Raw genomic sequence first — 25070 nt, 5'->3', positions numbered from 1 at the left:
GCGCCCTGACCCGAGTCCACGCCACTTGTAGGGGGCAGTCATGGCCGCCATCTCCCGCGAGGAGGTCGCGCACCTCGCGCGCCTGTCGCGGCTCGCCGTCACCGATCAGGAGCTGGACCGCTTCGCGGGCCAGCTGGACGTGATCCTGCAGTCGGTGGCGCGGGTCGGCGAGGTCGCCGCGGATGACATTCCGCCCACCTCGCACTCGGTGCCGCTGGTGAACGTGCTGCGCGAGGACGTGATCGTGCCCGGCCTGACCCGGGACGAGGCCCTGTCCGGCGCGCCGGACTCAGCCGAGGACCGGTTCCGTGTCCCGCAGATCCTCGCGGATGAGGAGTGACCCCGATGAGTGACCTGATCAAGCTGTCCGCGGTGGCGCTGGGCGAGAAGCTGGCCGCGAAGGAGGTCTCCGCCGAGGAGGTCACCCGCGTCCACCTGGACCGCATCGGCGAGGTCGACGGGCGCGTGCACGCGTTCCTGCACGTCGACACCGAGGGCGCCCTGTCCGCCGCGCGTGAGATCGACAGCCGCCGGGCGGCGGGGGAGAAGCTGGGTCCGCTGGCCGGCGTCCCGATCGCGATCAAGGATGTCATCGCGACCAAGGGCGTGCCGACCACCTGCGCCTCGAAGATCCTCGAAGGCTGGCGCCCGCCGTACGACGCGACGATCATGACCCGGATCCGCGAGGCGGGCCTGGTCATGCTGGGCAAGACGAACATGGACGAGTTCGCCATGGGCTCGTCGACGGAGTACTCGGCCTACGGCCCGACCTACAACCCGTGGGACCTGTCCCGCATCCCCGGCGGCTCCGGCGGCGGCTCCGCCGCCGCGCTCGCGGCGTACGAGGCCCCGCTGGCCATCGGCACCGACACCGGCGGCTCGATCCGCCAGCCCGGCGCGGTCACCGGCACCGTCGGCGCGAAGCCGACCTACGGCGGCACCTCGCGCTACGGCCTGGTCGCGTTCTCGTCCTCGCTGGACACCCCCGGCCCGTGCGCGCGCACCGTGCTGGACGCGGCACTGCTGCACGAGGTCATCGCCGGGCACGACCCGCGCGACTCCACCTCCATCGCGCAGCCCGCGCCGGACGTGGTGGCCGCCGCGCGGCTGGGCGCCTCCGGCGACCTGACCGGGGTGCGGGTCGGCGTGGTCAAGGAGTTCGGCACCGACGGCGTCGAGCCGGGCGTCACCGCCGCCTTCCGCGACGCGGTGGAGACCCTGACCAAGCTGGGCGCCGAGGTCGTCGAGGTCTCCTGCCCCCACTTCCAGTACGCGCTGCCCGCGTACTACCTGATCGCGCCGAGTGAGTGCTCCTCGAACCTGGCCCGCTTCGACAGCGTGCGCTTCGGCCTGCGCGTCGGCGACGACGGCAACCGGTCGCTGGAGGAGGTCATGTCGCTGACCCGGGAGGCGGGCTTCGGCGACGAGGTCAAGCGCCGCATCATCATCGGCACGTACGCGCTGTCCAGCGGCTACTACGACGCCTACTACGGGCAGGCGCAGAAGGTGCGCACGCTGATCTCGCGCGACTTCACCTCGGCCTTCGAGCAGGTGGACGTGCTCGTGTCGGCGACCACCCCGTTCACGGCGTTCGAGCTGGGCGCGCGTACGTCCGACCCGTACCAGATGTACCTGGCGGATCTCTACACCATTCCGACGAACCTGTACGGGGGACCGGCGATCTCCGTGCCGATCGGCCTGTCCGAGGGCCTGCCGGTCGGACTGCAGGTCATGGCCCCGACGATGGCCGACGACCGGATGTACCGGATCGCCGCCGCGGTGGAGTCGGTGGTGGGGACCTTCACGCCGCCCGCCCTCTGAGGGCAGAATGATCGAGGCGCCCTCCACGCCGCTGGGGCAGTGTGGGGGGCGCCTTCCTGTCGCCCGCTACCTGGCGCCGGGCCGCAGGCGGGGGTAGAGCAGGCCGGCCAGGACCGCGCCGATCGCGCCCGAGGCGGCGTAGACCCACAGGCCTGACCAGTCGGCCTTGCCGCCCGCGAGGGTGAGCGTCAGCTCGGGGCCGATGGTGCGGGCCAGGTTGAGCGACGCGGTGGTCACCGCGGCGATGGCCAGCGTGCCGACCGCGTAGACGGCGCCGAGGCCGAACCCGGCCCGCTCGCTGTCGCCGAGGGCGAACATCGCGCAGGCCAGCACGAACACGGCCAGCGCCTCGGCCGCGATCGCGGCGACCAGGCCCTTGCCGGAGCTCGCCGCCTCGGCCAGCCGGTTGGCGCCCAGGCCCGCCTGCACGCCGCTGTCGCCGTACGCCAGCCACATGAGCAGGGCGCCGACGACGCCGCCGACGAGCTGCGCCACGATCATGGCGACCGCGCCGAGCCAGTCGGTGCTGCCGCGTACGGCCGAGGCCAGCGTCAGCCAGGGGTTGAAGTGGCCGCCGAAGATCCAGGCGGCGGCGGCCGCGGCGAGCATCAGCCCGATCGCCGCCGCGAGCAGTGAACCGCCGGTGACCAGGGCGCCTACGCCGAAGAACACCAGAACCGCGGTGCCGAGCAGCTCCGCGGTCAGACGGGACGGTGTTGCCGAACCCATCAGTGCACCTCCCTGTGCATCGATGAGGGGGAGAACGCGGTGGGCCGGATCGGCAGGCCGGGTAGGGGTGACCGGCCGGTCGCCCGCCGTGTTCACGGGGGTGAGCACAGGATGCGCGGCCGCCCGTCGGCGCACATACGTCGAATGAATGAATGCCCCCTCGATAGATCAGCTCATCTTGTGATCCACGTCACGCACGGGTGGTCGGGGCGGGTGCTCCGGGAGGCGACAACCCGGTGCGGGGGCCGACTCGCGGACTACTAGGCTGGTGCCTGTTATGTCCGGCGATACGTTCGCCCCGAGAGCCTGGAGCCGACGATGAGCACCAGCGTGCTGCCCACCTACGACGAGGTCATCTCGCGTTACGAGCCGGTCATCGGCCTGGAGACCCACGTCGAGCTGGGCACCGCCACCAAGATGTTCTGCGGCTGCCCGACCGTCTTCGGCGCCGAACCGAACACCCAGGTGTGCCCGGTCTGCCTCGGCCTGCCCGGCAGCCTGCCGGTCGCCAACAAGGCCGCGATCGAGGCGACCATCCGGATCGGGCTCGCGCTGAACTGCAGCATCGCCACCTGGTGCCGGTTCGCGCGGAAGAACTACTTCTACCCGGACATGCCGAAGAACTTCCAGATCAGCCAGTACGACGAGCCCCTGTGCACCGACGGCTACCTCGACGTCGAGGTCAACGGCGAGACCGTGCGCATCGGCATCGAGCGGGTGCACCTGGAGGAGGACACCGGCAAGACGCTGCACGTCGGCGGCGCCACCGGCCGCATCCACGGCGCCACCGAGTCGCTGGTCGACTACAACCGGGCTGGCATCCCGCTGGTCGAGATCGTCACCAAGCCGGTGCCCGGCATCGGCGCGATGGCCCCCGAGGTCGCCAAGGCGTACGTCGCCGAGCTGCGCGACGTCATCCGCACCCTCGGCGTCTCCGACGTGCGCATGGAGCAGGGCTCGATGCGCTGCGACGTGAACACCTCGCTGAACAGGCCGGGCGAGGAGTGGGGCACCCGCACCGAGACCAAGAACGTCAACTCGCTGCGCAGCGTCGAGCGCGCGGTGCGGTCGGAGATGCTGCGCCAGGCGTCGGTGCTCGACGCGGGCGGCACCATCACCCAGGAGACGCGGCACTTCCACGAGGACACCGGCGACACCACGTCCGGCCGGTCCAAGGAGACCGCGACCGACTACCGGTACTTCCCGGAGCCCGACCTGGCCCCGCTCGCGCCGGACCCGCAGTGGGTGGAGCGGCTCAAGGCGGCCCTGCCGGAGCTGCCCCGGGTGCACCGCGCCCGGCTGCGCACCGAGTGGAACCTGTCCGAGCTGGACATGCAGTCCATCCTCAACGCCGGTGCGGTCGAGCTGATCGAGCAGACCGTCGCCGCCGGGGCCAGCCCCGAGGCCGCCCGCAAGTGGTGGCTGGGCGAGCTGTCGCGCCGTGCCAACGCCGAGGGTGTCGAGTTGGAGTCGGTCGGCGCCACCCCGGCGCAGGTCGCGCAGCTGCAGACGCTGGTCGACGGCGGCAAGCTCACCGACAAGCTGGCCCGGCAGGTGCTGGAGGGCGTGCTCGCGGGCGAGGGCGACCCGGAGGCGATCATGGCGGCGCGCGGGCTGGAGGTCGTCTCCGACACCGGCGCGCTGACCGCGGCGATCGACGAGGCCATCGCGGCCCACCCGGACGTGGCCGAGAAGATCCGCGGCGGCAACCAGGCCGCGGCGGGCGTGCTCATCGGCGCCGTCATGAAGACCACCAAGGGCGCCGCCGACGCCAAGACGGTCCGCGAACTCGTCCTTGCCCGCCTGGCCGGCTGACCCGGTCTCCCGCCCCGCCTTTTATCGACGCTGGCCTATCCAGAAGACGGTTTCACGAGATCCGTCTTCTGGATAGGCCAGCGTCAATTTAAAGCGGATGGGTCAGCGGGGGGTGGGGGTGACGCCGGCGGCTGAGGGGGCGGCGGTGGCGTCGTCGATGACGTGGCGGGAGAGGGCCACCTCGGCCAGGCCGGCCCCGCCGACCGTGATGTCGTCGTACGCCATGAGCTTGTGGTCCTTGTCGTAGTAGAGGACCGACAGGGCCAGCGGGGTCGGCTTGTCGCCCTCGAGGCCGCGCAGCCCGGCGCCGCCGGTCGAACCCTCGACCATCAGCAGCGTCTCGCCGTCACCGAGCCGGGTCACCTCGCGTACGTGCCGGTGCCCGGCCAGCACCACGGGCGCGTACCCGGCCAGCGGCCCCGCCGACATCGGGTCGTGCACCATCGCGAGGTCGACCCGCTGGTCCGGCTGCTCGCCGATGGTGTTCGCGAGCGTGTCGCCGACCTCGATGATGCGCTCCAGCGTCTGCTTGGAGACCCCGGACCCGGTAGGCTCCTGCTCCTTGTCGGGGGTGAAGCGCGGGTCGCCGATGCCCGCGATGCGCAGCCCCGCGACGGTGACGACCTTGTCGTCGAGCACGATCGCGTTCGGCTGGCGGGCGACGGCGGCCTGCGTCACGGCCGAGTCGTGATTGCCGCGTACGAACACGTACGGCACCTTCAGCAACGAGATCGAGGCCACGAACGCCCGCTCCGGCTCGCTGCCCCAGTCGGTGATGTCGCCGGTGTCGACCACCACGTCGATGTGGAAGTTGTCCACCACGGTGCGGATCACCGACCAGGCCGCCGGGTTCAGGTGCAGGTCGGAGACGTGCAGCACGCGCAGCGTGCCGTCGTCGGGGGCGTACACCGGCAGGTTCTGCACCGTGGCGTAGAGCTTGCCGACGTTCTCGACCAGCTTCTGCAGCTGCGCGGCGTACTCGTCGTAGCGGTCGGCGATGCGCTGGGCGTCGCCGACCACCGACGGGGCGTTGGCCAGCAGGCCCTCGTACCGGGGCTCCTTGAGGGCGGCCGGGTTGAAGGTGCCGAACGCGGCGCCGAAGCTGCCCGCCATCACGGCCAGGGCCAGCCCGCCCGCCCAGGCGACCTGGCGCATGCGCCGGTAGATCAGCGCCGTGAGCAGCATCGCGCCCAGCACCGCCACCGCCGTGGCTCGCAGCAGCAGCCGGGTGACGCCCGCGCGGACGTCGTCCACGGCGGTCCGGCTGGCCACGGTGATCCCGGCCGGGTCCGTGATCAGGGCTTCGGTACGGGCCCGGTCCAGCGAGTCGAGCCGTACGTTGAGATGCGCCGGGCCGTCGTGGCTGTCCAGCCACAGCGAGCCCAGCGGCGGCAGGTCGACCTCGGTGTCGCCGTTCAGCGACGGGCTGACGGTGAGGGTGGACCGGAACGGGCCGACGTCCACACTGGTCGCCGCGAACAGGAACAGGCCCAGTGCCAGCCCGGACAGGGCCACGGCGAGCAGGCCCAGGCAGGCACCGATGCGGCGGACCGGGATGCGGCGCAGCCATGCTCGCCCCGGCCACGGTCGCGCGCTCATCGGACCATCATGCCCGCCGCTCACACCCCGCCGAGGGTTATGCGCAGAATCCGATCGTCGTGCGGCTCGGGGTCGCCCCGCCCGTCGTGGTTGCTGGTGAGCACCCACAGCGAGCCGTCCGGGGCCGGGTGGGCGTCGCGCAGCCGACCGGCCTCGCCGACCATCGCGGCGACCGGCTTGCCGTGCAGCCTGCCGTCCGGGCCGACGGGCAGCAGCCACAGCCGCTCACCCTTCAGGCACGCCGCGACCAGCGCGTCCCGGACGATGCCCGCGCCGGAGCAGGACGCCTCATCGGTGTGCCAGGCCACGACCGGGTCGGTGAAGCGCTTGTCCCCGGCGGCGCCCTCGACGGTCGGCCAGCCGTAGTTCTTCCCCGGCTCGATCCGGTTGACCTCGTCCCACGTGTTCTGGCCGAACTCGGTGGCCCACAGGTGGCCGCCGGAGTCCCAGGCGATGCCCTGCACGTTGCGGTGGCCGTACGACCAGATCAGCGTCCCGAACGGGTTGCCCGGCGCGGCCTCGCCGTCCGGCGTCATCCGCAGGATCTTGCCGCCGAGGCTGTCCAGGTTCTGCGAGTTGCCGCGCTCGGAGGCGTCGCCGGTGGTCGCGTACAGGTAGCCGTCCGGCCCGAACGCCAGCCGGCCGCCGTTGTGGATGCCCGAGATCGGGATGCCGGTGACGATCGGCTCCGGCCGCCCGCCGAGCTTCCAGCGCACGACCCGGTTGTCCTCCCGGGTCGTGTAGTACAGGAACACCGTCTGGTCCTGCGCGTACCGCGGCGACACGGCGATGCCGAGCAGGCCGCCCTCGCCGGTCGGGTCCGCCTCGGTGATCCGGCCCACCTCGGCGGGGGGCTTGCCGCCGCCCGGCTCGACCCGCAGCACCCGGCGCGAGTCGCGCTCGGTGACCAGCGCCGACCCGTCGGGCAGGAACGCCACCCCCCACGGCACCCGCAGGCCGGTCGCGACGGTGTCCACGGCGGACACCTGCGGGCCCGCCGCCGGGGCGGACGCCGAGGGCGCCGGCAGCGTCGGCGCCTGCGAGGCCACGATGTCCGGGGCGCGGTCCGTGCAGCCCGCCACCAGGGCGAGCGCGGCGGCGACGCCGAGCGCGAGCGGGGTGCGGTGCCAAGACATGAGATCGAGCCTACTGCGGCGACACGTGCTCAACTAATGCTCCGTTCCTCTCAACCTGCGCCGCGCGGACCGCGTGCAGAGGGTTGACGGAAGGAGGAGCCGTATGGCCGAGGACGAGTTCCGCGAGTTCGTCAGGTCGCGCTACGGCGAGCTGCTGCGGACCGCGTACCTGCTGACGGGGTCGCTGCACGCGGCCGAGGACCTGGTGCAGTCGGTGCTGCTCAAGGCGTACCAGCGGTGGAACCGGCTGGACGAGCCGATGCCGTACCTGCGCCGGGCCCTGGTGAACCAGCGCATCAGCGTGTGGCGGCGGATCGGCTCACGGGAACTGCTCACCGGCAGCCTGCCGGAGCGCGGGCGCCCCGACGGCGCGGGTGTGCACGCCGAGCGGGACGAGCTGCTGCGGGCGCTGGCGACGCTGCCGGTGCGGATGCGCGCGGTGCTGGTGCTGCGCTACTGGGAGGACCAGTCCGAAGTGGAGACCGCGCGGCTGCTCGGCTGCTCGGTCGGTTCGGTGAAGTCGCAGGCCAGCCGAGGGCTGGACCGGCTGCGGACGGTATTGGGGCACGACGGGGGCGCGGCGGCGCGGATGGTCGAGGTGACCGCATGACCGAGCAGCGGCTCAGGGAGTCGTTCGCGTGGCTGGCGGCGCCGGTGGTGCCCGCCGACGACCCGTACGGCCGGCTGATGCGGCGCCGCCGCGCCCGCCGGTACCGGCTGGCGGGCCTCGGCTCCGCCCTGGTCGCGGCCCTGGTCGCGGCGTTGCTGAGCCCACTGGCGCAGCCCGGCGCGGCACCCTCTCCGGCACCCTCGGACGGCGACGCGACCGCGCTGCACACCGGCACCAAGGAGATCACGCCCTGGGTACGGCGACTGATCGAGTCGCCGGTGCGCGGTTCGCTCGCGGTCGACCAGGCATACCTGGCGCAGCTGACCGAGCAGCTGCGCCAGGAGCGGTTCGACTTCGACGGGCAGGTCAAGGTGCTGTTCGCCGGGGACTTCGGCTTCCACCGGGTGGTGATCGCGGTCCGCTACGACGACCATCAGCAGGTGGCCATGGTGCGCAGCACCCGGTTCACGGCCAGGGTCGAGGAGCGCCCTGATCCGCACGAGTTCGAGCTGGACGGCGGCTGGACCGCCATCCGGGTGCTGTCGCCGTACTTCACCGTGTCGGAGCACGACTTCAACCGGCTGGACGCGCCGTACTTCAACCTCAGCCTGGCGCCGGCCGGATGCCAGGTGGCCTCGGCCGACTCGGCGGATCCGGTCCTGCGGTGGCGCGACGAGCCCACCGGCGACTGGGCCGCCACCGAGCGGACCGGCCTGTGGTACCGGGTCACCTGCGACGGGCAGGTGCGCTACCAGGGCCCGGCGGAGCTCCACGGCACGACCGAGATGGGCCGGCAGTACACCCAGGCCGAAATGGACGCCGCGATCGTCGGTGCCCGCGGCGAGACCGGCTCGCGGGGTCTGGACGCGGTACGGCGGGCCGACCTGACCGATGCGGTCGCACCGGCGCGGCTGCTGTACGTCGGCCGTACCCCCGGCGGACCCGCCGACGAGCCCGTCTTCGCGGTGACCAAGGTGCAGACCCGCGCCGGGTGGCGGATCTCGGTGCAGGAGGAGAACGACTACACCTTCACCGTCACCAAGGCCATGCAGCAGCGCGAGGACGAGATCACCGCGGTCGAGCACTGGCAGTATCCGGGCACCGAGCCCTCGACCACCCCGCGCCCGGGCAGCAGCACCGGATCCGGCCGACTACTGGTGCTCGCTCCACCCGACGCGGTCAAGCTGCAGGTGGTCGACGACGAAGGCGGCGTCGTCAGCACATCCGCCCTGACCGGCGGCGTCGGCGGCCTCGTCTACACCCGCGGCGCGACCCTGCGCCTGCGCGCCCTCGACGCCGCAGGCGACGTGGTCGCCACCGGCACCGGCCCCCTGCCCGCCATCCCCAACACCGACCCCACACCCGCCCCCCGCATCGGCGCCGACTGGTCCTGACCCGGTGTAAGGAAGGGCCCCTTCTTATCGCTTCACGTAGAAGAAGGGGCCCTTCTTAACGCCCGCCGGGTTCCCGCGCGGCAGGGCGGGGCGGGTGGGTTAGCGTGGCGGCGTGGAGATCTGGATCCCGCACGAGGCCGGTCGCGACCTGATGGGGCCGCTGCCCGCCGGTGCCGTGGTGGAGGTACTGGCCCGCGCGGACGCACCGCCGCCCGGCGACCCGGCCCGGGTCGAGTTCTGGGTGCCGCCGTTCCTGAGCACCGGCGACGCGGTCGGGCTGGCCGCCTCCATGCCGAACCTGAAGGTGGTGCAGCTGCTCTCGGCGGGCGCGGACGCCTGGGCGGGACGGCTGGCCGACGGGGTGCTGCTGTGCGACGCGCGCGGAGTACACGACGGGCACACCGCCGAGTGGGTGGTCGCGGCGATCCTGTCCTCGCTGCGGCGCTTCGACCACTACGCGCGGGCGCAGGCGGACCACCGCTGGTCGTACGCCGAGGTCACGCCGACGGACGTGGTCGAGGGCAAGCGGGTGCTGATCGTGGGCGCCGGGTCGATCGGGGCGGCCACGGCGGCGCGGCTGGCCCCGTTCGAGGTGGAGCTGACGTACGCGGCGCGCACCGCCCGGCCGGGCGTGCACGGGGTGGACGAGCTGCCCGAGCTGCTGCCGTACGCCGACGTCGTGGTGCTGCTCGTGCCGCTGACCCCGCAGACGCGCGGGATGGTCGACGCGGCGTTCCTGGCCGCGATGCCGGACGGGTCGCTGCTGGTGAACGCCGCGCGCGGGCCGGTGGTCGACACGGGCGCGCTGGTGAAGGAGCTGAACACGGGACGGCTGTGGGCGGCGGTCGACGTCACCGACCCCGAGCCGCTACCGCCGGACCACCCGCTGTGGGACGCGCCGAACCTGCTGCTCACCCCGCATGTGGCCGGAACGGTGCGCGGCCTGCTGCCCAAGGCGTACCGCCTCGTCGGCGACCAGCTCCGCCGCCATGCCGCCGGCACCCCCCTCACCAACCAGGTCCACGACGGCTACTGACCGCGCGCCCGCCCCGCCTTCGCCCCCGCGGCGCGGCGCGGCGCGGCGCGGCGCGGGTGCAGTTTCAGGGAAAGTGCGCGAATGCGGCCCAAGATTCCTGCAGTTTCCCCGAAACTGCACCCGCATCGCGGCGCCCGCGGCGCCCGCGTGGCGATGGCGGCGTCAGGCGTGGTTGGCGGTGGCCGCGAGTCGGGGGAGGTCGGTGGGGCGGACGGCGGTCAGGGGGATCACCGTGCCGTCCAGCAGCGCCGCGACCACGCGGCGCGGGCCGTCCACCCGGAGCTCGTCGACCTGCGCCCAGGCGATGTCGCGGGTCGCCAGCAGCGCGCGTACGTGCAGGCCGTCGGCGTCGGCGTCGGTTCCGGCGCGCCACGCCCACACCGCGATCACCAGCGGCACCAGCAGCACCAGCAGGTACAGGCCGCCGAGGGCGGCGATCGGCAGCGCTCCGATCGCGGTGACGGCGGCGGCGACGGTGATGGGCGCGGGCAGGCGGAAGCGGGTCACGGGCCGATTGTTCCACGTAGTGTGTTGTGTCGGACGTCACGGGCATACTGGCCCGCATTCGGCAAGGCACAGGTGGAGCGAGGTCGACGATGACCGTACTGCTGCTGATAGGCACCGCGAAGGGGCTGTTCCTGGCCCGGCGAGACCGGGTCGGTGACGCCTGGGACGTGTCCGTGCCCCAGTTCCCGATGACCTCGGTGTACGCCGTGGGCGTCGACACCCGGCGGTCCACGCCCCGGCTGCTCGCGGGAGTCGACAGCTCGCACTTCGGGCCCAGCGTCGCCGTCAGCGACGACCTGGGCGGCTGCTGGCGCGAGCCCGACCACGCCCCGCTGGCCTTCCCCGCCGACACCGACACGGCGCTGCGCCGGGTCTGGGCGATCGCCCCGGGGCCCGCCGCCGAGCCGGACCTCGTCTGGGCGGGCACCGAGCCGGGGGCCGTGTTCCGCTCCACCAACGGCGGCACGACGTACGACCTGGTCCGCGGCCTGTGGGAGCACCCGCACCGGCCGCGCTGGGGCGAGGGGTTCGGCGGGCAGGCGTTCCACACGATCCTGCCGCACCCGACCGACCCGCGCCGGGTGCTGGTCGCGATCTCCACCGGCGGCGTCTACCGCACCGAGGACGGCGGCGAGAGCTGGCAGGCGTCCAACACCGGCATCCAGGCGGTGTTCCTGCCCGAGCCCGACCGGTTCCCCGAGTTCGGCCAGTGCGTGCACAAGGTCGCCCGCGACGCCGGGGACCCGGAGCGGCTGTACCTGCAGAACCACCACGGCGTCTACCGGTCCGACGACGACGGTCGCAGCTGGACGTCGATCGCCGACTCGCTGCCCAGCGACTTCGGCTTCCCGATCGTGGCGCATCCGCGCCGGGGCGGGACGGTGTGGAACTTCCCGCTCACCGCCGACGCGCAGCGGTTCCCGGTCGACTTCAAGTGCCGGGTGTTCCGCAGCACCGACGCGGGCTCGACCTGGGCGCCCCAGGCGTACGGCCTGCCCGCGGCCCCGTTCTACCCGTCGGTGCTGCGCGACGCGATGTGCGTCGACGACGGCGACCCGGCCGGGGTCTACTTCGGCACCCGCACCGGCGAGGTGTACGCCAGCGCCGACGAGGGCGACAGCTGGGCGCTGGCCGCCGCGCACCTGCCCGACGTGCTGTGCGTACGGGCGGTGCGGCTCTGATGGTGACGGTCCTGGTGCCGGGCCCGCTGCGGACCGAGTCCGGCGGCGCGTCGCGGCTGGAGGTCGACTCCGGCGGTACGCTGCGCGCGGTGCTCGACGAGGTGTCGCGGCGCTGGCCCAGGCTGGGCAGGCGCCTGCGCGACGAACGCGGCGAGCTGCGCCGCTATGTGAACGTGTACGTCGACGGAGAGGACTGCCGCATGCTCGACGGCCAGGAGACGCCGGTCCCGTCCGGCGCGGAGGTCCAGGTGCTGCCCAGTGTCGCGGGCGGCAGCGCGCCGGCGGCGGCGGCCGAGGTGTTCGACGGCGACCGCGTGCTCGCCGAGAACTTCGCGCCCTGGGTGCTGGAGCTGGGCCTGTCGGTGGCCGAGACCGGCCCGGACTGGGCCACGCTGCGGCTGCCCTGGTCGGACCGGCTGGCCCGGGAGGGCGGCGCGCTCAGCGGGCAGGCACTGATGGCCGCTGCGGACACGGCCACGGTGATCGCGGTCAGCGCGGCCCGGGGCGGCTTCGTGCCGATGACCACGGTGCAGCTGTCCACGACGTTCCAGCGGCCGGTGCTCGGCAGCGACGTCCTGGTCACCGCCCGGCTGACCAAGCTCGGCCGCACCATGGCCTTCGCCGACATCACCATGACCGCCAAAGGCACCCTGGTAGCCCACGCCACCACCGTCTACGCCCTCCTCTGACCCAGCGCGGCCGGCTGCTCGCGTCCGCCAGCGCGGCCGCCTGCTCGCGTCCGCCAGCGCGGCCGCCTGCCCGCGTCCGCCAGCGCGGCCGCCTGCCCGCGCCGATCCGGCGGTTCCGCCGGCCACCCGGCCCAAAACGGCGATCTTCCCGCGAAGATCGCCGTTCGCGGTCTGAACGGCAGCTCGCAGCCGACCCTCCGACCCCAGACGCTGATCTTCACCTGAAGATCGGCGCCTGCGGTCGGTCCCTGGGCGCCCGGCCCGCGCAGCGCCAGGCCGTCCAGCCCGATGCCGCCGCCGCAGCCGCCGGACACCGCCGCCGGTTTCGGCCGCAGCTGGCGATCACCAGGTGAAGATCGCCGTCTGCGGTCAGATGCGCAGCTAGTGCGCGGTCCTCTGACCTCGAACGCTGATCTTCGCGGCGAGATCACCGTCGGCGGTCAGGCGGCGTGGTCGCGGTACCTGGCTGGCGAATCCGGGCAGTTGGCGAGCTCGGGTGGAGGTCAGAGGAGGTCGGACCAGAAGGGGACGGGGCTGGGCGGGCGCACGGGGGAGCCGGAGGCGTCGGACGGGGCGGGGGCGTCGGTGGGCAGGTCGAACTCGCGGCGGAGGTAGTCGGCGAGGTCGGCGCCGTAGACGATGACGTCGGTCTGGACCACCGAGAACACCGGCAGGCCGGATTCGGGCAGGCCGGGGGCGTAGCGGTGGCCGTACACGGGGATCAGGCGCGGGGCATCGGCCAGCCTGCGCCGCGCCACGGACAGGGCCAGGGTGAGGCGTCGCGGGCGGTCGCCCCACGAGTCGAGCCAGAAGCCGTTCTCCTGCACGTCGAACAGCACCCCGTCGACCGGGGCGTCGAGCGCGTCGCGCAGCCGGTCCGGGTCGCCGTCGCGCCAGTCGGGCCAGCGCTCGCCGAGGGGCAGACCGGCGGTGAGCAGGGTGCGGTGGTCGGGGTTGAACCTGATGCCGTACGAGCGCTCGGCATACGCCAGCTCGCCCTCGCCCAGCGGCGGACCGACCCGCCCGGGCAGCGCCGCGAGCAGGTCCCGGGCCAGGGCGGCCGTCAGCGTCATGGGGCGAGCATAAAGCTCACGCCGCCGGGGGTGCCGTGCTTCCGCGCGGCACGAGCTGGGGCGTGGTGTCCTGGAAGCTGCGCAGCTCCATACCGTCGATGATCTTCAGCAGCTGCGCCGCGGCGTGCGCGCCGTACGCGGCGATGTCGCGGCTGACCGCCGACAGCTGCGGGTGCACCAGCTGGCACAGCGGCGAGTCGTCCCAGGCCACGATGGACAGCTGGCTCGGGATGCCGATGCCCATCTCGTGCGCCACGCTCAGGCCGGCCACCGCCATGGTGTCGTTGTCGTAGATGATCGCGGTCGGCGACGGGCGCCGCGACAGGAGGGTGCGCGTCGCGCGGGCGCCCTCCTCGCCGGTGTAGTCGGTGTAGACCGTGGTCACGTCGGTGAGGCCGACCCGGTCGGCGGCGGCGGAGACGGCCTGCCCGCGCAGCGCGGTGTGCCACAGGTCGGCCAGCCCGGCGACGCGGGCGATCCGCTGGTGGCCCAGCGCGGCCAGGTACTCGACCACGGAGGTGGTGACGGCGACGTCGTCGGCCCATACGCCGGGGAGGCTGCCGAGGCCGTTGGGGCCGCCGATGACCACGCAGGGCAGGTCGAGCTCCTCCAGCACCGGCACGCGCGGGTCGTCGCGGCGCAGGTCGACCAGGATCACCCCGTCCACGCGGCGCTGCGCCCACCAGCGGCGGTACGTGGCGATCTCGCGCTCGGGATCCTCGGTGACCTGAAGCAGCAGGCTGACGTCGTGCTCGGACAGGGTGGCCTCGATGCCCGAGATGAGCTGCATGAAGAACGACTCGATGCCCAGGGTGCGGGCGGGTCGGTCGATGATCATGCCGAGCACGCCGGTGCGGCCGTCCGACAGGGCCCGCGCGGCGCTGCTCGGGTGCCAGCCGAACTGCTCGGCGACGGCCAGGATGCGGCGGCGGGTCTCCTCCGAGACCCCGGGGCGGCCGTTGAGCGCGTACGAGACCGCGCCCTTGGACACGCCCGCGGCCCTGGCGATGTCGGCGATGGTGACGCGCTTCATGTGGCTCCCGGGGTGGTGTGTGACGGCCAGCCTATGACCGACGGGCGACGGCGCGGGACCGCGGGCCGGACGGTCCCACGGTTCCGCGCCGTCGGCGTGACGCTGGCGGCCTGCTCAGCCGGTGTAGCCGGGCATCGGGAAGCCCTTGAGCAGGTCGCGCACCTCGCCCGCGATCCGGTCCAGGGTCGCGGTGTCGGCGACCGCGCCGACCGCCTCCGCCATCCACGCCGCCACCTGCGGCATGTGCTGCTCGGTCAGGCCCCGGGTGGTGAGCGCGGCGGTGCCCAGGCGGATGCCGGACGGGCTCCACGGCTTGCGCGGGTCGTACGGCACGGTGTTGAAGTTGAGCTCGATCCCGGCGGCGTCCAGCGCCTTGGCGGCGGGCTTGCCCTCGACGCCCTTGCCGGTGAGGTCGATCAGCAGCAGGTGGTTGTCGGTGCCGCCGGAGACCAGGTCGAAGCCGTGCCCGGTCAGGGCGGCGGCCAGCGCCTTCGCGTTGACTATGACCTGGTGCGCGTACGCCTTGAAGGTCGGCTGCGCCGCCTCGTGCAGCGCCACCGCGATGCCCGCCGTGGTGTGGTTGTGCGGGCCGCCCTGCAGGCCGGGGAAGACGGCCTTGTCGATGGCGGCGGCGTGCTCCGCCTTCGCCATGATCATGGCGCCGCGCGGGCCGCGCAGGGTCTTGTGCGTGGTCGTGGTGATCACGTCGGCGTAGCCGACCGGCGACGGGTGGGCGCCGCCCGCGATCAGGCCCGCGATGTGCGCGATGTCGGCGACCAGGATCGCCCCGACCTCCTGCGCGATGGCCGCGAACGCCGGGAAGTCGATGGTGCGGGGAATCGCCGTACCCCCGCAGAAGATCATTTTCGGCCGCTCGTTGCGGGCGATGTCGCGCACCTGGTCCAGGTCGATGCGGCCGGACTCGCGGCCGACCGTGTAGTGCACCGGGCGGAACCACTTGCCCGTCGCCGACACCGGCGAGCCGTGCGTGAGGTGGCCGCCCTGGGACAGCTCCAGCGACAGGAACTTGTCGCCCGGGTCCATGAACGCCAGGTAGACGGCCAGGTTCGCGGGCGAGCCGGAGTACGTCTGCACGTTGGCGTGCTCGGTGCCGAACAGCGCCCTGGCCCGCTCGATCGCCAGCGTCTCGATCTGGTCGCAGAACTGCTGGCCCTCGTAGTAGCGCTTGCCCGGGTACCCCTCAGAGTACTTGTTGTTCAGCACCGTCCCGCAGGCCTCCAGCACCGCGGTCGACACGTAGTTCTCCGAGGCGATCATCCGCAGCTTGTCGTGCTGCCGCTGCGCCTCACCCTCGACCAGCGCCGCCAGCGTCGGATCCGCCGCCGCCAGATGCCGCAACCCCGGCTCGTGCATGCCCACTCCCTCTCCCCAGCTCACACCCCACCCTATCCCCGCCCCCTGGCCCTCCCGCCGCCCCCTCTGTCGGGTTGATCATGAACTTATGGGCAGGTTCGACGGCGTGTCGTGGGCACAGCTTCCTGATCGTTTCGTGATGAGAGCGGCGGGGCGGGAGAGAATGGTCGGCATGGCTGTCAACTCGTTCATGGTGGACCTCGGGACGCCCGCGCCGGACTTCTCGCTGCCCTCGGCGATCACCGGGGATCCGGTGGCGCTCAAGGACTTCGCGGACTCGCCCGCGCTGCTGGTGGCGTTCCTGTCCAATCACTGCCCGTACGTCAAGCACGTGGAGAAGGTGTTCGGCGAGCTCGCCGCGTCATACGCGACGAAGGGGCTGGCCGTCGTCGGGATCAGCGCCAACGAGGTGGAGAACTACCCCGATGACGCGCCGGAGCGGCTGGCCGAGCAGGCGCACCGGGCCGGGTTCGCGTTCCCGTACCTGTACGACGCCGATCAGCAGGTGGCCCTGGCCTACCGCGCCGCCTGCACACCCGACCTGTTCCTGTACGACGCCGAGCGCAAGCTCGCCTACCGCGGCCAGTTCGACGACTCCCGCCCCCGCAACGACACCCCGGTGACCGGCGCCGACCTGGCCGCCGCCATCGACTACGTCCTGGCCGGCTCCGCGGTCCCCGAGCCGCACCACCCCAGCAGCGGCTGCTCCATCAAGTGGCGCCCGGAGAACGACCCCTCCTGACCCGCCCGCCCACGACAGAGGCGCCGCCCCGGTTCACCGGTGGCGGCGCCTCTGTTCGTCGATCATGAAGTTGTGCCCATGACACGCCGTCGAACCTGCCCATAAGTTCATGATCGACGAACGTGCGCCCCGGCGGAGCCGGGGCGCACGTCACGGGACGCGGCGGTAGGCGCCGTCGGAGGCGCTGGTGGCCATGGAGGCGTACGCGCGCAGGGCGGCGGAGACCGGGCGGTCGCGGTTCACCGGGGTGTACGGCTTCTCGCGCTTGTCCTGGTGGAGGCGGCGTTCGGCCAGCACGTCCTCGGGGACGTCCAGCTCCAGCGTGCGGGCCGGGATGTCGATCGCGATGATGTCGCCGTTCTCGACCAGCGCGATCAGGCCGCCGCCCGCCGCCTCCGGCGAGATGTGGCCGATGGACAGGCCGCTGGTGCCGCCGGAGAACCGGCCGTCGGTGATCAGCGCGCAGGCCTTGCCCAGGCCCCGGCCCTTGAGGAACGAGGTCGGGTAGAGCATCTCCTGCATGCCGGGGCCGCCGCGCGGTCCCTCGTAGCGGATCACCACGACGTCGCCGGCGACGATCTCGTTGGCGAGGATCGCGGTGACGGCGTCGTCCTGCGACTCGTACACCTTGGCGGGGCCGCGGAAGCGCAGGCTCTCCTCGCCGACGCCCGCGGTCTTGACCACCGCGCCGTCCGGGGCGAGGTTCCCGTGCAGGATCGCCAGCCCGCCGTCGACGGTGTACGCGTGCTCGACCGACCGGATGCAGCCGCCCGCGGCGTCGGTGTCCAGCGTGGACCACACGTTCTCGGTGCTGAACGGCTGCGTGGTGCGCACCCCGCCCGGCGCGGCGTGGAACAGCTTCTCCGCCTCGGGCAGCGTGCTGCCGCTGCGGATGTCCCAGTCGGTCAGCCAGCTGTCCAGGTCCGGTGAGTGCACCGAGTGGACGTTGGTGTGCAGCTTCCCGCCCCGGTGCAGCTCGCCCATCAGGGCGGGGATGCCGCCGGCGCGGTGCACGTCCTCCATGTGGTACTGCTGGCTGTTGGGCGCGACCTTGGCCAGGCACGGCACCCGGCGCGAGATCGCGTCGATCTCGGCCACGCCGAAGTCCAGCTCGGCCTCGCGCGCGGCGGCCAGCAGGTGCAGCACGGTGTTGGTCGAGCCGCCCATGGCCACGTCGAGCGCGACCGCGTTCTCGAACGCCTCGCGCGAGGCGATGGCGCGCGGCAGCACCGAGGCGTCGTCGCCGTCGTAGTACCGCTTGCACAGGTCGACGATCAGCGAACCGGCCCGCTCGAACAGCGCCTTGCGGGCGGCGTGCGTGGCCAGGGTCGAGCCGTTGCCGGGCAGGGCCAGGCCGATCGCCTCGGTGAGGCAGTTCATCGAGTTGGCGGTGAACATGCCGGAGCAGGAGCCGCAGGTCGGGCAGGCGGAGCGCTCGATCCGGCCGAGCTGCTCGTCGCTGACCTTGTCGTCGGAGGCGGCGACCATGGCGTCGATCAGGTCGAGCTTGGTGTGCACCACGCCCTCCACCGCGACGGTCTTGCCGGCCTCCATCGGGCCGCCGGAGACGAACACGGTCGGGATGTTGAGGCGCAGCGCGGCCAGCAGCATGCCGGGGGTGATCTTGTCGCAGTTCGAGATGCAGACCAGCGCGTCGGCGCAGTGCGCGTTCACCATGTACTCGACCGCGTCGGCGATCAGCTCGCGGCTGGGCAGCGAGTAGAGCATGCCGCCGTGGCCCATGGCGATGCCGTCGTCCACGGCGATGGTGTTGAACTCGCGCCCGACGCCACCGGCCTCGAACACCGCGTCGGCGACCAGGCCGCCGAGGTCCTTGAGGTGTACGTGCCCCGGCACGAACTGGGTGAAGCTGTTCGCGATCGCGACGATCGGCTTGCCGAAATCGTCGTCGGTCATGCCGGTGGCGCGCCACAGGGCTCGGGCGCCGGCCATCGTGCGACCGTGGGTGGAGGTACGGGAACGCAACTCGGGCATGTCGCAAGTGTGTCACTCGGACGGGAGCGCGCCCAGCTCAGCACTCACGTGTCCAACTCTCGGGACGGTCGCCCGGGGGAATGTCGCACACCGTGTCTCGCTTTGTGCGCAATGCTCGGGCAGAGTGGATCCGTGGACCTCCCCCCGGGGCTCGCGATAGCCGTTCTGGCGAGCGTGGTGACCGCTGTGCCCGCAGTCTGGGCGATGGCGACCAATCGGCTGGCCGACCAGCAGGGCCTGGTCGTCCGCGCGAACCGGCTGTGCGCCGGCGCGCTGGTTCTGTATGCGGTGGCGGCCCCGATCGCCTGGGTGCACACCATGCGCTGGGACGACGGCTGGGACGACCGGATCGGCAGCCGCATCATGCTCGGCGGCCTGCTCGGCCTGCCCGCCTCGGTGGCGGCGCTGCTGCTGCTCGCGGCGCTGCTGGAGATCATCGACCAGGTGATCGGCGACGGGGCGCGGCTGCGGCTGATGCTCGAATCGCTGATGGGCGCCTCGGCCCTGTTCATCGTCCTGTGGACGGTGCTGCTGAGCACCCACGCGAACGGGCACGGGATGAGCGCCGCGGTGCCCCGGACGTGCATGCCGGTGCTGATGGCGACCGTGCTGACCTGCGTGGTGGTGGGGTTGAGCGTGGTGCTGGTGGTGCGGGCGCAGCTGCGCCGCGGGCCGCTGCTGCGGCACAGCGCGGGCGCCGCACTGGCCTCGGTGGGTATGACCGCCGTCGCGCTGGGCGCGTGCGCGGGCTGGGGCCCGGTGGTGCTGCTCGGCGGCCTGGCGATCCCGGCGGGCGCGGCGCTGTGGTTCGTCGGCCCGGCCCCGCAGGCGCGCACGCACGACACCGAGGCGGGCTCGCCCAGCTCGGGCCTGGCCACCGGCCTCGTCCCGGTGCTGGCGATCTCGTTCGTGGCGGTGCACGGCTACAGCCAGAGCCAGGGCATCGAGATGGTGACCGCGCTGGTCGGCATCTCCAACGGCTTCTTCATGGCCGGGCGGCAGTACCTGGCCATCCTCGACGTGCGCCGGGCCAACCAGCGGCTGGCCGACAGCGAGTCGCACTTCCGCGAGCTGGCCCACACCGACCCGCTGACCGGGCTGGCCAACCGCCGCGGCCTGCTGCGCACGCTGTACCTCGACGCGGTGAACGGGCCGCCGTGCGTGCTGCTCACGCTGGATCTGGACGGGTTCAAGAACGTCAACGACATGCGCGGCCACGACGTCGGCGACGCGGTGCTGATCGAGGTCGGCCAGCGGCTGCGGCTCAACCTGCGCCCGGGCGACCTGGCGGCGCGGCTGGGCGGCGACGAGTTCGCGGTGCTGATGTGGGCCAAGCAGGCGGAGGCGGCCAAGGTCGCGCAGCGGCTGCTCACGGTGCTGGCCCGGCCGTACCAGCACGGCGCGGCCGACATCTTCCTCTCGGCCAGCATCGGCCTGGCCGGGTGCGCCGAGGCGGACACCGTGCCGACGCTGCTGCGCAACGCCGACCTGGCACTGCGCTCGGCCAAGCAGCGCGGCAAGAACCGGGTCGAGCTCTACGACGAGGTGTACGACCGCCAGCTGCGCCGCCGCACCGCGATCGAGCACGCGCTGCGCACCGCCGTCGACCGCAACGAGTTCACCCTGGTCTACCAGCCCGTGGTGGCCCTGCCGAAGTACGGCATGGTCGGCGCCGAGGCGCTGATCCGCTGGAACCACCCGGAGCTCGGCCAGGTCAGCCCGCTGGACTTCATCCCGATCGCGGAGGAGACCGGCCAGATCGAGGCGGTCGGCGCCTGGGTGCTCAACACCGCCTGCCGCCAGCTGTCGCGCTGGGTCGCCGACGGCTACGACGTCTGGGTCTCGGTCAACATCTCGCCCCGCGAGCTGCACTCCACCCGGTACGCCACCGCGGTCAAGGAGGTGCTGCGCACGCACGGGGTAGCCCCGTCGCGGCTGGTGCTGGAGGTCACCGAGCACGCGGTCGCCACCGACATCGACGAGTTCCGCCGGACCCTGTCGGCGCTGCGGGCGCTGGGCGTGCGGATCGCGCTGGACGACTTCGGGGCGGGATATTCGTCACTCGGGCAGCTGCGCAGCATGCCGGTGGACATCCTCAAGATCGACCGGAGCCTGGTCATCGACGCCCCGACCGACCAGGGGCCGGGCGCGCCGCTGGTGGACGTGGTGGTGCGCCTGGGGCAGCGGCTGGGCCTGCAGGTCATCGCCGAGGGCATGAGCGAGCCGCAGCACCGCAAACTCGTCGAGGCGACCGGCTGCCCGTACGGGCAGGGCCAGCTGTTCGGCATGGGGGTGCCCGCCGAGCACCTGGAGGCGATGCTGGTCGCCTCCTCCACCCGCGGGCAGGCCGGGCAGAGCGGTCAGCCGCGCGCCACCGGGCTGCCGAAACCGGCCGGAAACGGCGGCAAGACGATGGGTATCCACGGGCTGGTCGGCAACGGAACCGAACGTCACGACACTGCCGTCCCAACATCCGGGAGCAGTTGACTCAGCGGCTGAGATGCGTCAAGCTGGGCCCATGTCGACCTCTCGGCCGTCTGCCCGAGTACTTACCTGAGCGCACTCTCACCTGATGAGAGTGCGCTGGCCCCCGTGCGTTTCCTGCACGAGGGCTTTTTTGTTGGCCGGGCTTCAACGACGTGACCTTCAGAGTCAAAGGTGATCGGAAATGACTAGACCAAGCCCTGAGTCCCTGGCCCAGCGGGCCGCGGCGCAGCGGTCGGCGCCGCCCGCGGCGCCCGGCGCCCAGATCGCACCTGTTCCGTGCACCGGCGCACAGAGCCTCGTCAAGTCACTGGAGGCGCTCGGGGTAGAGGTGGTGTTCGGCATTCCCGGCGGCGCGATCCTGCCCGCGTACGACCCGCTGTTCGACTCGAAGGTGCGCCACATCCTGGTCCGGCACGAGCAGGGCGGCGGCCACGCGGCCACCGGGTACGCCCAGGCCACCGGCAAGGTCGGCGTGTGCATGGCCACCTCCGGCCCCGGCGCGACGAACCTGGTGACGCCGATCGCCGACGCGTACATGGACTCGGTGCCGCTGGTGGCGATCACCGGCCAGGTGGCCCGGCCCGCGATCGGCACCGACGCCTTCCAGGAGGCCGACATCCAGGGCATCACCCTGCCGATCACCAAGCACAACTTCCTGGTGCAGTCCGGCGAGGACCTGCCCCGGGTGCTGGCCGAGGCGTTCCACCTGGCCGCGACCGGCCGCCCCGGCCCGGTGCTGGTGGACATCCCCAAGGACGTGCTGCAGGCGGCGACCACGTTCAGCTGGCCGCCGACGCTGGACCTGCCCGGCTACCGGCCCACGCTGCACCCGCACGGCAAGCAGATCCGCGAGGCGGCCCGGCTGATCACCGCGGCCAAGCGCCCGGTGCTGTACGTCGGCGGCGGCGTGCTCAAGGCCCACGCCACCGAGGTGCTCAAGGAGCTGGCCGAGCTGACCGGCATCCCGGTGATCACCACGCTGATGGCGCGCGGGGCGTTCCCCGACTCGCACCCGCAGCACATGGGCATGCCCGGCATGCACGGCACCGTCTCAGCGGTGTACGCGCTGCAGCGCAGCGACCTGCTGATCACCCTGGGCGCCCGCTTCGACGACCGGGTCACCGGCAAGCTGGACAGCTTCGCCCCCGACGCGCAGGTCATCCACGCCGACATCGACCCGGCCGAGATCGGCAAGAACCGCCACGCGGACGTGCCCATCGTGGGTGACGTGAAGCACGTGATCGAAGAGCTGATCACGGCGCTGAAGGGCGAGACCCACCCGCCCCGCGCGGACTGGTGGAAGCAGCTCAACGACCTGCGCACCCGCTACCCGCTGGGCTGGGAGGAGCCGGAGGACGGCACCCTGGCCCCGCAGTACGTGATCAAGCGGCTGGGCGAGATCGCCGGGCCGGACGCGATCTACTGCGCCGGCGTGGGCCAGCACCAGATGTGGGCCAGCCAGTTCATCTCGTACGAGAAGCCGGCGACCTGGCTCAACTCCGGCGGCCTGGGCACCATGGGCTACGCCGTCCCCGCCGCCATGGGCGCCAAGACCGGCAAGCCGGACGCGGTGGTGTGGGCGATCGACGGCGACGGCTGCTTCCAGATGACCAACCAGGAGCTGGCCACCTGCGCGCTGGAGGGCATCCCGATCAAGGTCGCCGTGATCAACAACGGCAACCTGGGCATGGTGCGCCAGTGGCAGACGCTGTTCTACAACGAGCGCTACTCCAACACCGACCTGGGCACGCACAAGCACCGCATCCCCGACTTCGTGAAGCTGGCCGAGGCGCTGGGCTGCATCGGCATGCGCTGCGAGTCCGCCGAGGACGTCGACAAGACGATCGAGGCGGCGATGGCGATCAACGACGCTCCGGTCGTGATCGACTTCGTGGTCGGCAAGGACGCCATGGTGTGGCCGATGGTGGCCGCCGGCACCAGCAACGACGAGATCATGTTCGCCCGCGGCGTCCGCCCCACCTTCGACGAGGACGACATCTGATGAGTAAGCACACGCTTTCTGTGCTGGTCGAGAACAAACCGGGTGTGCTGGCCCGGGTCGCGGGGCTGTTCTCGCGGCGCGGGTTCAACATCGACTCGCTGGCGGTGGGGGAGACCGAGCACCCCGAGGTCTCCCGCATCACCGTCGTGGTCAACGCCGACGAGCAGCCGCTGGAGCAGGTCACCAAGCAGCTCAACAAGCTGGTCAACGTGCTGAAGATCGTGGAGCTGGAACCCAGCACCGCGGTGCAGCGCGAACTGCTGCTGGTCAAGGTGCGTGCGGACCGGCCGGTGCGCTCGCAGGTGCTGGAGACGGTGGAGCTGTTCCGCGCGAAGGTCGTCGACGTCGCGCCCGACGCGCTGACCATCGAGGCCACCGGCACCGCCGAGAAGCTGGACGCGCTGCTGCGCGACCTGGAGCCGTACGGCATCAAGGAGATGGTGCAGTCCGGCCTGGTCGCCATCGGCCGCGGCTCGCGCAGCATCACCGCGAACCCGTCGCTTCGTTTGGCCGCCTGACCACCCAGAACGATCACCTGGTGAGACGCGGCCCGGGTCGTGTCACCGCAGCGCCGTCGGGCGGGCGAAGATGCCTGTCGCGCGGCGATAGCTTGAGAGGGAACGAGAATGGTTGAGATCTTCTACGACGACGACGCGGACCTGTCGATCATCCAGGGACGCAAGGTCGCCGTCATCGGGTACGGCAGCCAGGGCCACGCCCACGCGCTGTCGCTGCGGGACTCGGGCGTCGACGTGCGCGTCGGCCTGAAGGAGGGCTCCAAGAGCCGCGCCAAGGCCGAGGAGCAGGGCCTGCGCGTGGTGACTCCCGCCGAGGCGGCCGCCGAGGCCGACGTGATCATGATCCTCGCGCCGGACACCGCGCAGCGGTTCATCTACGCCGAGTCGATCGCCCCGAACCTGACCGCCGGCAAGGCGCTCTTCTTCGGCCACGGCTTCAACATCCGCTACGGCCTGATCACCCCGCCGTCGGACGTGGACGTGGCGATGGTGGCCCCGAAGGGCCCCGGCCACCTGGTCCGCCGCCAGTACGTCGACGGCAAGGGCGTGCCCTGCCTCATCGCCGTCGAGCAGGACGCCACCGGCGGCGCGCAGGCGCTGGCGCTGTCGTACGCCAAGGCGATCGGCGGCTCGCGGGCCGGCGTCATCAAGACCTCGTTCAAGGAGGAGACCGAGACCGACCTGTTCGGTGAGCAGGCCGTGCTCTGCGGTGGCGCCTCCGCGCTGGTCCAGGCCGGGTTCGAGGTGCTGACCGAGGCGGGCTACGCCCCCGAGGTGGCCTACTTCGAGTGCCTGCACGAGCTGAAGCTGATCGTCGACCTCATGTACGAGGGCGGCATCGCCCGCATGCGCTACAGCGTCTCCGACACCGCCGAGTACGGCGACGTCACCCGCGGCCCGCGCGTCATCGACAGCCGGGTCAAGGAGGAGATGAAGCGCATCCTGGGCGAGATCCAGAACGGCGAGTTCGCCCGCGAGTGGGTCGCCGAGGACGACAACGGCCGCCACAACTTCACCAAGCTCCAGGAGCAGGGCGCGGTGCACCCGATCGAGGAGACCGGTGCCAAGCTGCGGGCCATGATGAGCTGGGTCGACCGGCCGCTCACCGAGACCGCCTGATACTTCCTCCCCATAGAGCAGCCGGACCGCGGACAACGGCGGTCGGGCCATACCGGGCCGCGCCCGAGGCGATCCCTCGGCGCGGCCCGGCTACTTTCGCGTCCGGGCGTGATCCGGACTGAGCAGGACAAACGTGAGGACGGTCACGGGCGGCCTTCGGCGTGCGAACCCGTGTCAAGCCCGTAACATCGCCGGGGTAGGCCCCGAACG

21 protein-coding genes are annotated in these 25070 nt (G+C 72.3%); 13 read left to right on the top strand and 8 right to left on the bottom strand.

The features are described from left to right. Positions 1-40: 40 nt before the first annotated feature. Positions 41-340: an Asp-tRNA(Asn)/Glu-tRNA(Gln) amidotransferase subunit GatC gene (gatC, locus tag QEZ54_RS01305; RefSeq protein ID WP_281302567.1), complete on the top strand. Its 300-nt coding sequence runs from the start codon at positions 41-43 to the stop codon at positions 338-340. Positions 341-345: 5 nt separating this feature from the next. Next, entirely contained in the window at positions 346-1821 is a 1476-nt protein-coding gene (gatA, locus tag QEZ54_RS01300; protein WP_281302566.1) for an Asp-tRNA(Asn)/Glu-tRNA(Gln) amidotransferase subunit GatA, read from the top strand. 66 nt (positions 1822-1887) lie between these two features. Here gatA and QEZ54_RS01295 read toward each other — a convergent pair whose 3' ends face one another. After that, positions 1888-2550 carry an aquaporin gene (locus QEZ54_RS01295; protein ID WP_281302565.1) on the bottom strand — a complete coding sequence of 221 codons (663 nt, stop codon included), beginning with the start codon at positions 2548-2550 and terminating at the stop codon, positions 1888-1890. A 318-nt stretch (positions 2551-2868) separates the two neighbouring features. Here QEZ54_RS01295 and gatB point away from each other — a divergent pair, with 318 nt between their 5' ends. Beyond that, positions 2869-4365: an Asp-tRNA(Asn)/Glu-tRNA(Gln) amidotransferase subunit GatB gene (gene gatB, locus QEZ54_RS01290; protein ID WP_281302564.1), complete on the top strand. Its 1497-nt coding sequence runs from the start codon at positions 2869-2871 to the stop codon at positions 4363-4365. Between the two features lie 102 nt (positions 4366-4467). Here the strand turns inward: gatB and QEZ54_RS01285 are convergent, their stop codons facing one another. After that, positions 4468-5964, bottom strand: coding sequence for a metallophosphoesterase (locus tag QEZ54_RS01285; protein WP_281302563.1), 1497 nt, complete (start codon positions 5962-5964; stop codon positions 4468-4470). Positions 5965-5984: 20 nt separating this feature from the next. Further along, positions 5985-7100, bottom strand: a complete 1116-nt coding sequence (locus tag QEZ54_RS01280) for a PQQ-dependent sugar dehydrogenase (protein WP_281302562.1) — start codon at positions 7098-7100, stop codon at positions 5985-5987. 103 nt (positions 7101-7203) lie between these two features. Between QEZ54_RS01280 and QEZ54_RS01275 the strand changes: the two genes are divergently transcribed. The 3 genes from QEZ54_RS01275 (at position 7204) to QEZ54_RS01265 (ending at position 10140) form a co-directional block, all read left to right on the top strand. Next, the gene (locus tag QEZ54_RS01275; RefSeq protein ID WP_281302561.1) at positions 7204-7710 is read left to right on the top strand and encodes a SigE family RNA polymerase sigma factor; all 507 of its coding nucleotides are present in this window, start codon (positions 7204-7206) and stop codon (positions 7708-7710) included. Next, on the top strand, positions 7707-9104 hold the full coding sequence (locus tag QEZ54_RS01270) for a hypothetical protein (RefSeq protein WP_281302560.1): 1398 nt from the start codon (positions 7707-7709) through the stop codon (positions 9102-9104). The genes QEZ54_RS01275 and QEZ54_RS01270 overlap by 4 nt, the downstream gene beginning before the upstream one ends. Before the next feature lie 112 nt (positions 9105-9216). Next, positions 9217-10140 carry a 2-hydroxyacid dehydrogenase gene (locus QEZ54_RS01265; RefSeq protein WP_281302559.1) on the top strand — a complete coding sequence of 308 codons (924 nt, stop codon included), beginning with the start codon at positions 9217-9219 and terminating at the stop codon, positions 10138-10140. 162 nt (positions 10141-10302) lie between these two features. On the opposite strand, the gene QEZ54_RS01260 is transcribed toward QEZ54_RS01265, so the two are convergent. Next, positions 10303-10647, bottom strand: coding sequence for a PH domain-containing protein (locus QEZ54_RS01260; protein WP_281302558.1), 345 nt, complete (start codon positions 10645-10647; stop codon positions 10303-10305). Between the two features lie 89 nt (positions 10648-10736). Here QEZ54_RS01260 and QEZ54_RS01255 point away from each other — a divergent pair, with 89 nt between their 5' ends. Then, the gene (locus QEZ54_RS01255) at positions 10737-11828 is read left to right on the top strand and encodes an exo-alpha-sialidase (protein ID WP_281302557.1); all 1092 of its coding nucleotides are present in this window, start codon (positions 10737-10739) and stop codon (positions 11826-11828) included. Continuing rightward, the gene (locus QEZ54_RS01250) at positions 11828-12517 is read left to right on the top strand and encodes a MoaD/ThiS family protein (protein WP_281302556.1); all 690 of its coding nucleotides are present in this window, start codon (positions 11828-11830) and stop codon (positions 12515-12517) included. Before QEZ54_RS01255 ends, QEZ54_RS01250 begins: the two co-directional genes overlap by 1 nt. A gap of 503 nt (positions 12518-13020) precedes the next feature. Here QEZ54_RS01250 and QEZ54_RS01245 read toward each other — a convergent pair. The 3 genes from QEZ54_RS01245 to glyA form a co-directional block, all read right to left on the bottom strand. Then, the gene (locus tag QEZ54_RS01245; RefSeq protein ID WP_281302555.1) at positions 13021-13590 is read right to left on the bottom strand and encodes a hypothetical protein; all 570 of its coding nucleotides are present in this window, start codon (positions 13588-13590) and stop codon (positions 13021-13023) included. A 16-nt stretch (positions 13591-13606) separates the two neighbouring features. After that, positions 13607-14623 (bottom strand): LacI family DNA-binding transcriptional regulator, encoded by a 1017-nt coding sequence (locus QEZ54_RS01240; protein WP_281302554.1) that lies wholly within the window; start codon positions 14621-14623, stop codon positions 13607-13609. 114 nt (positions 14624-14737) lie between these two features. Next, entirely contained in the window at positions 14738-15997 is a 1260-nt protein-coding gene (glyA, locus tag QEZ54_RS01235) for a serine hydroxymethyltransferase (protein ID WP_281302553.1), read from the bottom strand. A 172-nt stretch (positions 15998-16169) separates the two neighbouring features. Here glyA and QEZ54_RS01230 point away from each other — a divergent pair, with 172 nt between their 5' ends. After that, positions 16170-16739 carry a thioredoxin family protein gene (locus tag QEZ54_RS01230; RefSeq protein WP_281302552.1) on the top strand — a complete coding sequence of 190 codons (570 nt, stop codon included), beginning with the start codon at positions 16170-16172 and terminating at the stop codon, positions 16737-16739. Between the two features lie 150 nt (positions 16740-16889). Here QEZ54_RS01230 and ilvD read toward each other — a convergent pair whose 3' ends face one another. Continuing rightward, the gene (gene ilvD / locus QEZ54_RS01225) at positions 16890-18734 is read right to left on the bottom strand and encodes a dihydroxy-acid dehydratase (RefSeq protein ID WP_281302551.1); all 1845 of its coding nucleotides are present in this window, start codon (positions 18732-18734) and stop codon (positions 16890-16892) included. A 204-nt stretch (positions 18735-18938) separates the two neighbouring features. Here ilvD and QEZ54_RS01220 point away from each other — a divergent pair, with 204 nt between their 5' ends. The 4 genes from QEZ54_RS01220 (at position 18939) to ilvC (ending at position 24860) form a co-directional block, all read left to right on the top strand. Then, complete coding sequence (locus tag QEZ54_RS01220; protein ID WP_281302550.1) at positions 18939-21221, top strand: bifunctional diguanylate cyclase/phosphodiesterase; 2283 nt, start codon at positions 18939-18941, stop codon at positions 21219-21221. A gap of 181 nt (positions 21222-21402) precedes the next feature. After that, positions 21403-23223, top strand: a complete 1821-nt coding sequence (locus QEZ54_RS01215; RefSeq protein WP_281302549.1) for an acetolactate synthase large subunit — start codon at positions 21403-21405, stop codon at positions 23221-23223. Beyond that, positions 23223-23741, top strand: a complete 519-nt coding sequence (gene ilvN / locus QEZ54_RS01210; RefSeq protein WP_281302548.1) for an acetolactate synthase small subunit — start codon at positions 23223-23225, stop codon at positions 23739-23741. The genes QEZ54_RS01215 and ilvN overlap by 1 nt, the downstream gene beginning before the upstream one ends. A gap of 108 nt (positions 23742-23849) precedes the next feature. Continuing rightward, entirely contained in the window at positions 23850-24860 is a 1011-nt protein-coding gene (ilvC, locus tag QEZ54_RS01205; RefSeq protein ID WP_281302547.1) for a ketol-acid reductoisomerase, read from the top strand. Positions 24861-25070: the final 210 nt, after the last annotated feature.

Origin of the sequence: Catellatospora sp. KI3, assembly GCF_029948125.1 — a bacterium.
Classification (GTDB): Bacteria; Actinomycetota; Actinomycetes; order Mycobacteriales; family Micromonosporaceae; genus Catellatospora.
Note: the sequence above shows the minus strand (reverse complement) of the source record. Positions and strands in the feature narration are given on the sequence as shown.

Bases quoted from the DNA above. Each gene is read 5' to 3' on its own strand.
- QEZ54_RS01240 (WP_281302554.1), bottom strand. From the start codon at position 14,623: ATGAAGCGCGTCACCATCGCCGACATCGCCAGGGCCGCGGGCGTGTCC.
- QEZ54_RS01295 (WP_281302565.1), bottom strand. From the start codon at position 2,550: ATGGGTTCGGCAACACCGTCCCGTCTGACCGCGGAGCTGCTCGGCACC.
- QEZ54_RS01255 (WP_281302557.1), top strand. From the start codon at position 10,737: ATGACCGTACTGCTGCTGATAGGCACCGCGAAGGGGCTGTTCCTGGCC.
- ilvN (WP_281302548.1), top strand. From the start codon at position 23,223: ATGAGTAAGCACACGCTTTCTGTGCTGGTCGAGAACAAACCGGGTGTG.
- glyA (WP_281302553.1), bottom strand. From the start codon at position 15,997: ATGCACGAGCCGGGGTTGCGGCATCTGGCGGCGGCGGATCCGACGCTG.
- gatB (WP_281302564.1), top strand. From the start codon at position 2,869: ATGAGCACCAGCGTGCTGCCCACCTACGACGAGGTCATCTCGCGTTAC.
- QEZ54_RS01245 (WP_281302555.1), bottom strand. From the start codon at position 13,590: ATGACGCTGACGGCCGCCCTGGCCCGGGACCTGCTCGCGGCGCTGCCC.
- gatA (WP_281302566.1), top strand. From the start codon at position 346: ATGAGTGACCTGATCAAGCTGTCCGCGGTGGCGCTGGGCGAGAAGCTG.
- QEZ54_RS01275 (WP_281302561.1), top strand. From the start codon at position 7,204: ATGGCCGAGGACGAGTTCCGCGAGTTCGTCAGGTCGCGCTACGGCGAG.
- QEZ54_RS01215 (WP_281302549.1), top strand. From the start codon at position 21,403: ATGACTAGACCAAGCCCTGAGTCCCTGGCCCAGCGGGCCGCGGCGCAG.
- gatC (WP_281302567.1), top strand. From the start codon at position 41: ATGGCCGCCATCTCCCGCGAGGAGGTCGCGCACCTCGCGCGCCTGTCG.
- QEZ54_RS01280 (WP_281302562.1), bottom strand. From the start codon at position 7,100: ATGTCTTGGCACCGCACCCCGCTCGCGCTCGGCGTCGCCGCCGCGCTC.
- QEZ54_RS01250 (WP_281302556.1), top strand. From the start codon at position 11,828: ATGGTGACGGTCCTGGTGCCGGGCCCGCTGCGGACCGAGTCCGGCGGC.
- ilvD (WP_281302551.1), bottom strand. From the start codon at position 18,734: ATGCCCGAGTTGCGTTCCCGTACCTCCACCCACGGTCGCACGATGGCC.
- QEZ54_RS01230 (WP_281302552.1), top strand. From the start codon at position 16,170: ATGGCTGTCAACTCGTTCATGGTGGACCTCGGGACGCCCGCGCCGGAC.
- ilvC (WP_281302547.1), top strand. From the start codon at position 23,850: ATGGTTGAGATCTTCTACGACGACGACGCGGACCTGTCGATCATCCAG.
- QEZ54_RS01285 (WP_281302563.1), bottom strand. From the start codon at position 5,964: ATGAGCGCGCGACCGTGGCCGGGGCGAGCATGGCTGCGCCGCATCCCG.
- QEZ54_RS01220 (WP_281302550.1), top strand. From the start codon at position 18,939: ATGGCGACCAATCGGCTGGCCGACCAGCAGGGCCTGGTCGTCCGCGCG.
- QEZ54_RS01270 (WP_281302560.1), top strand. From the start codon at position 7,707: ATGACCGAGCAGCGGCTCAGGGAGTCGTTCGCGTGGCTGGCGGCGCCG.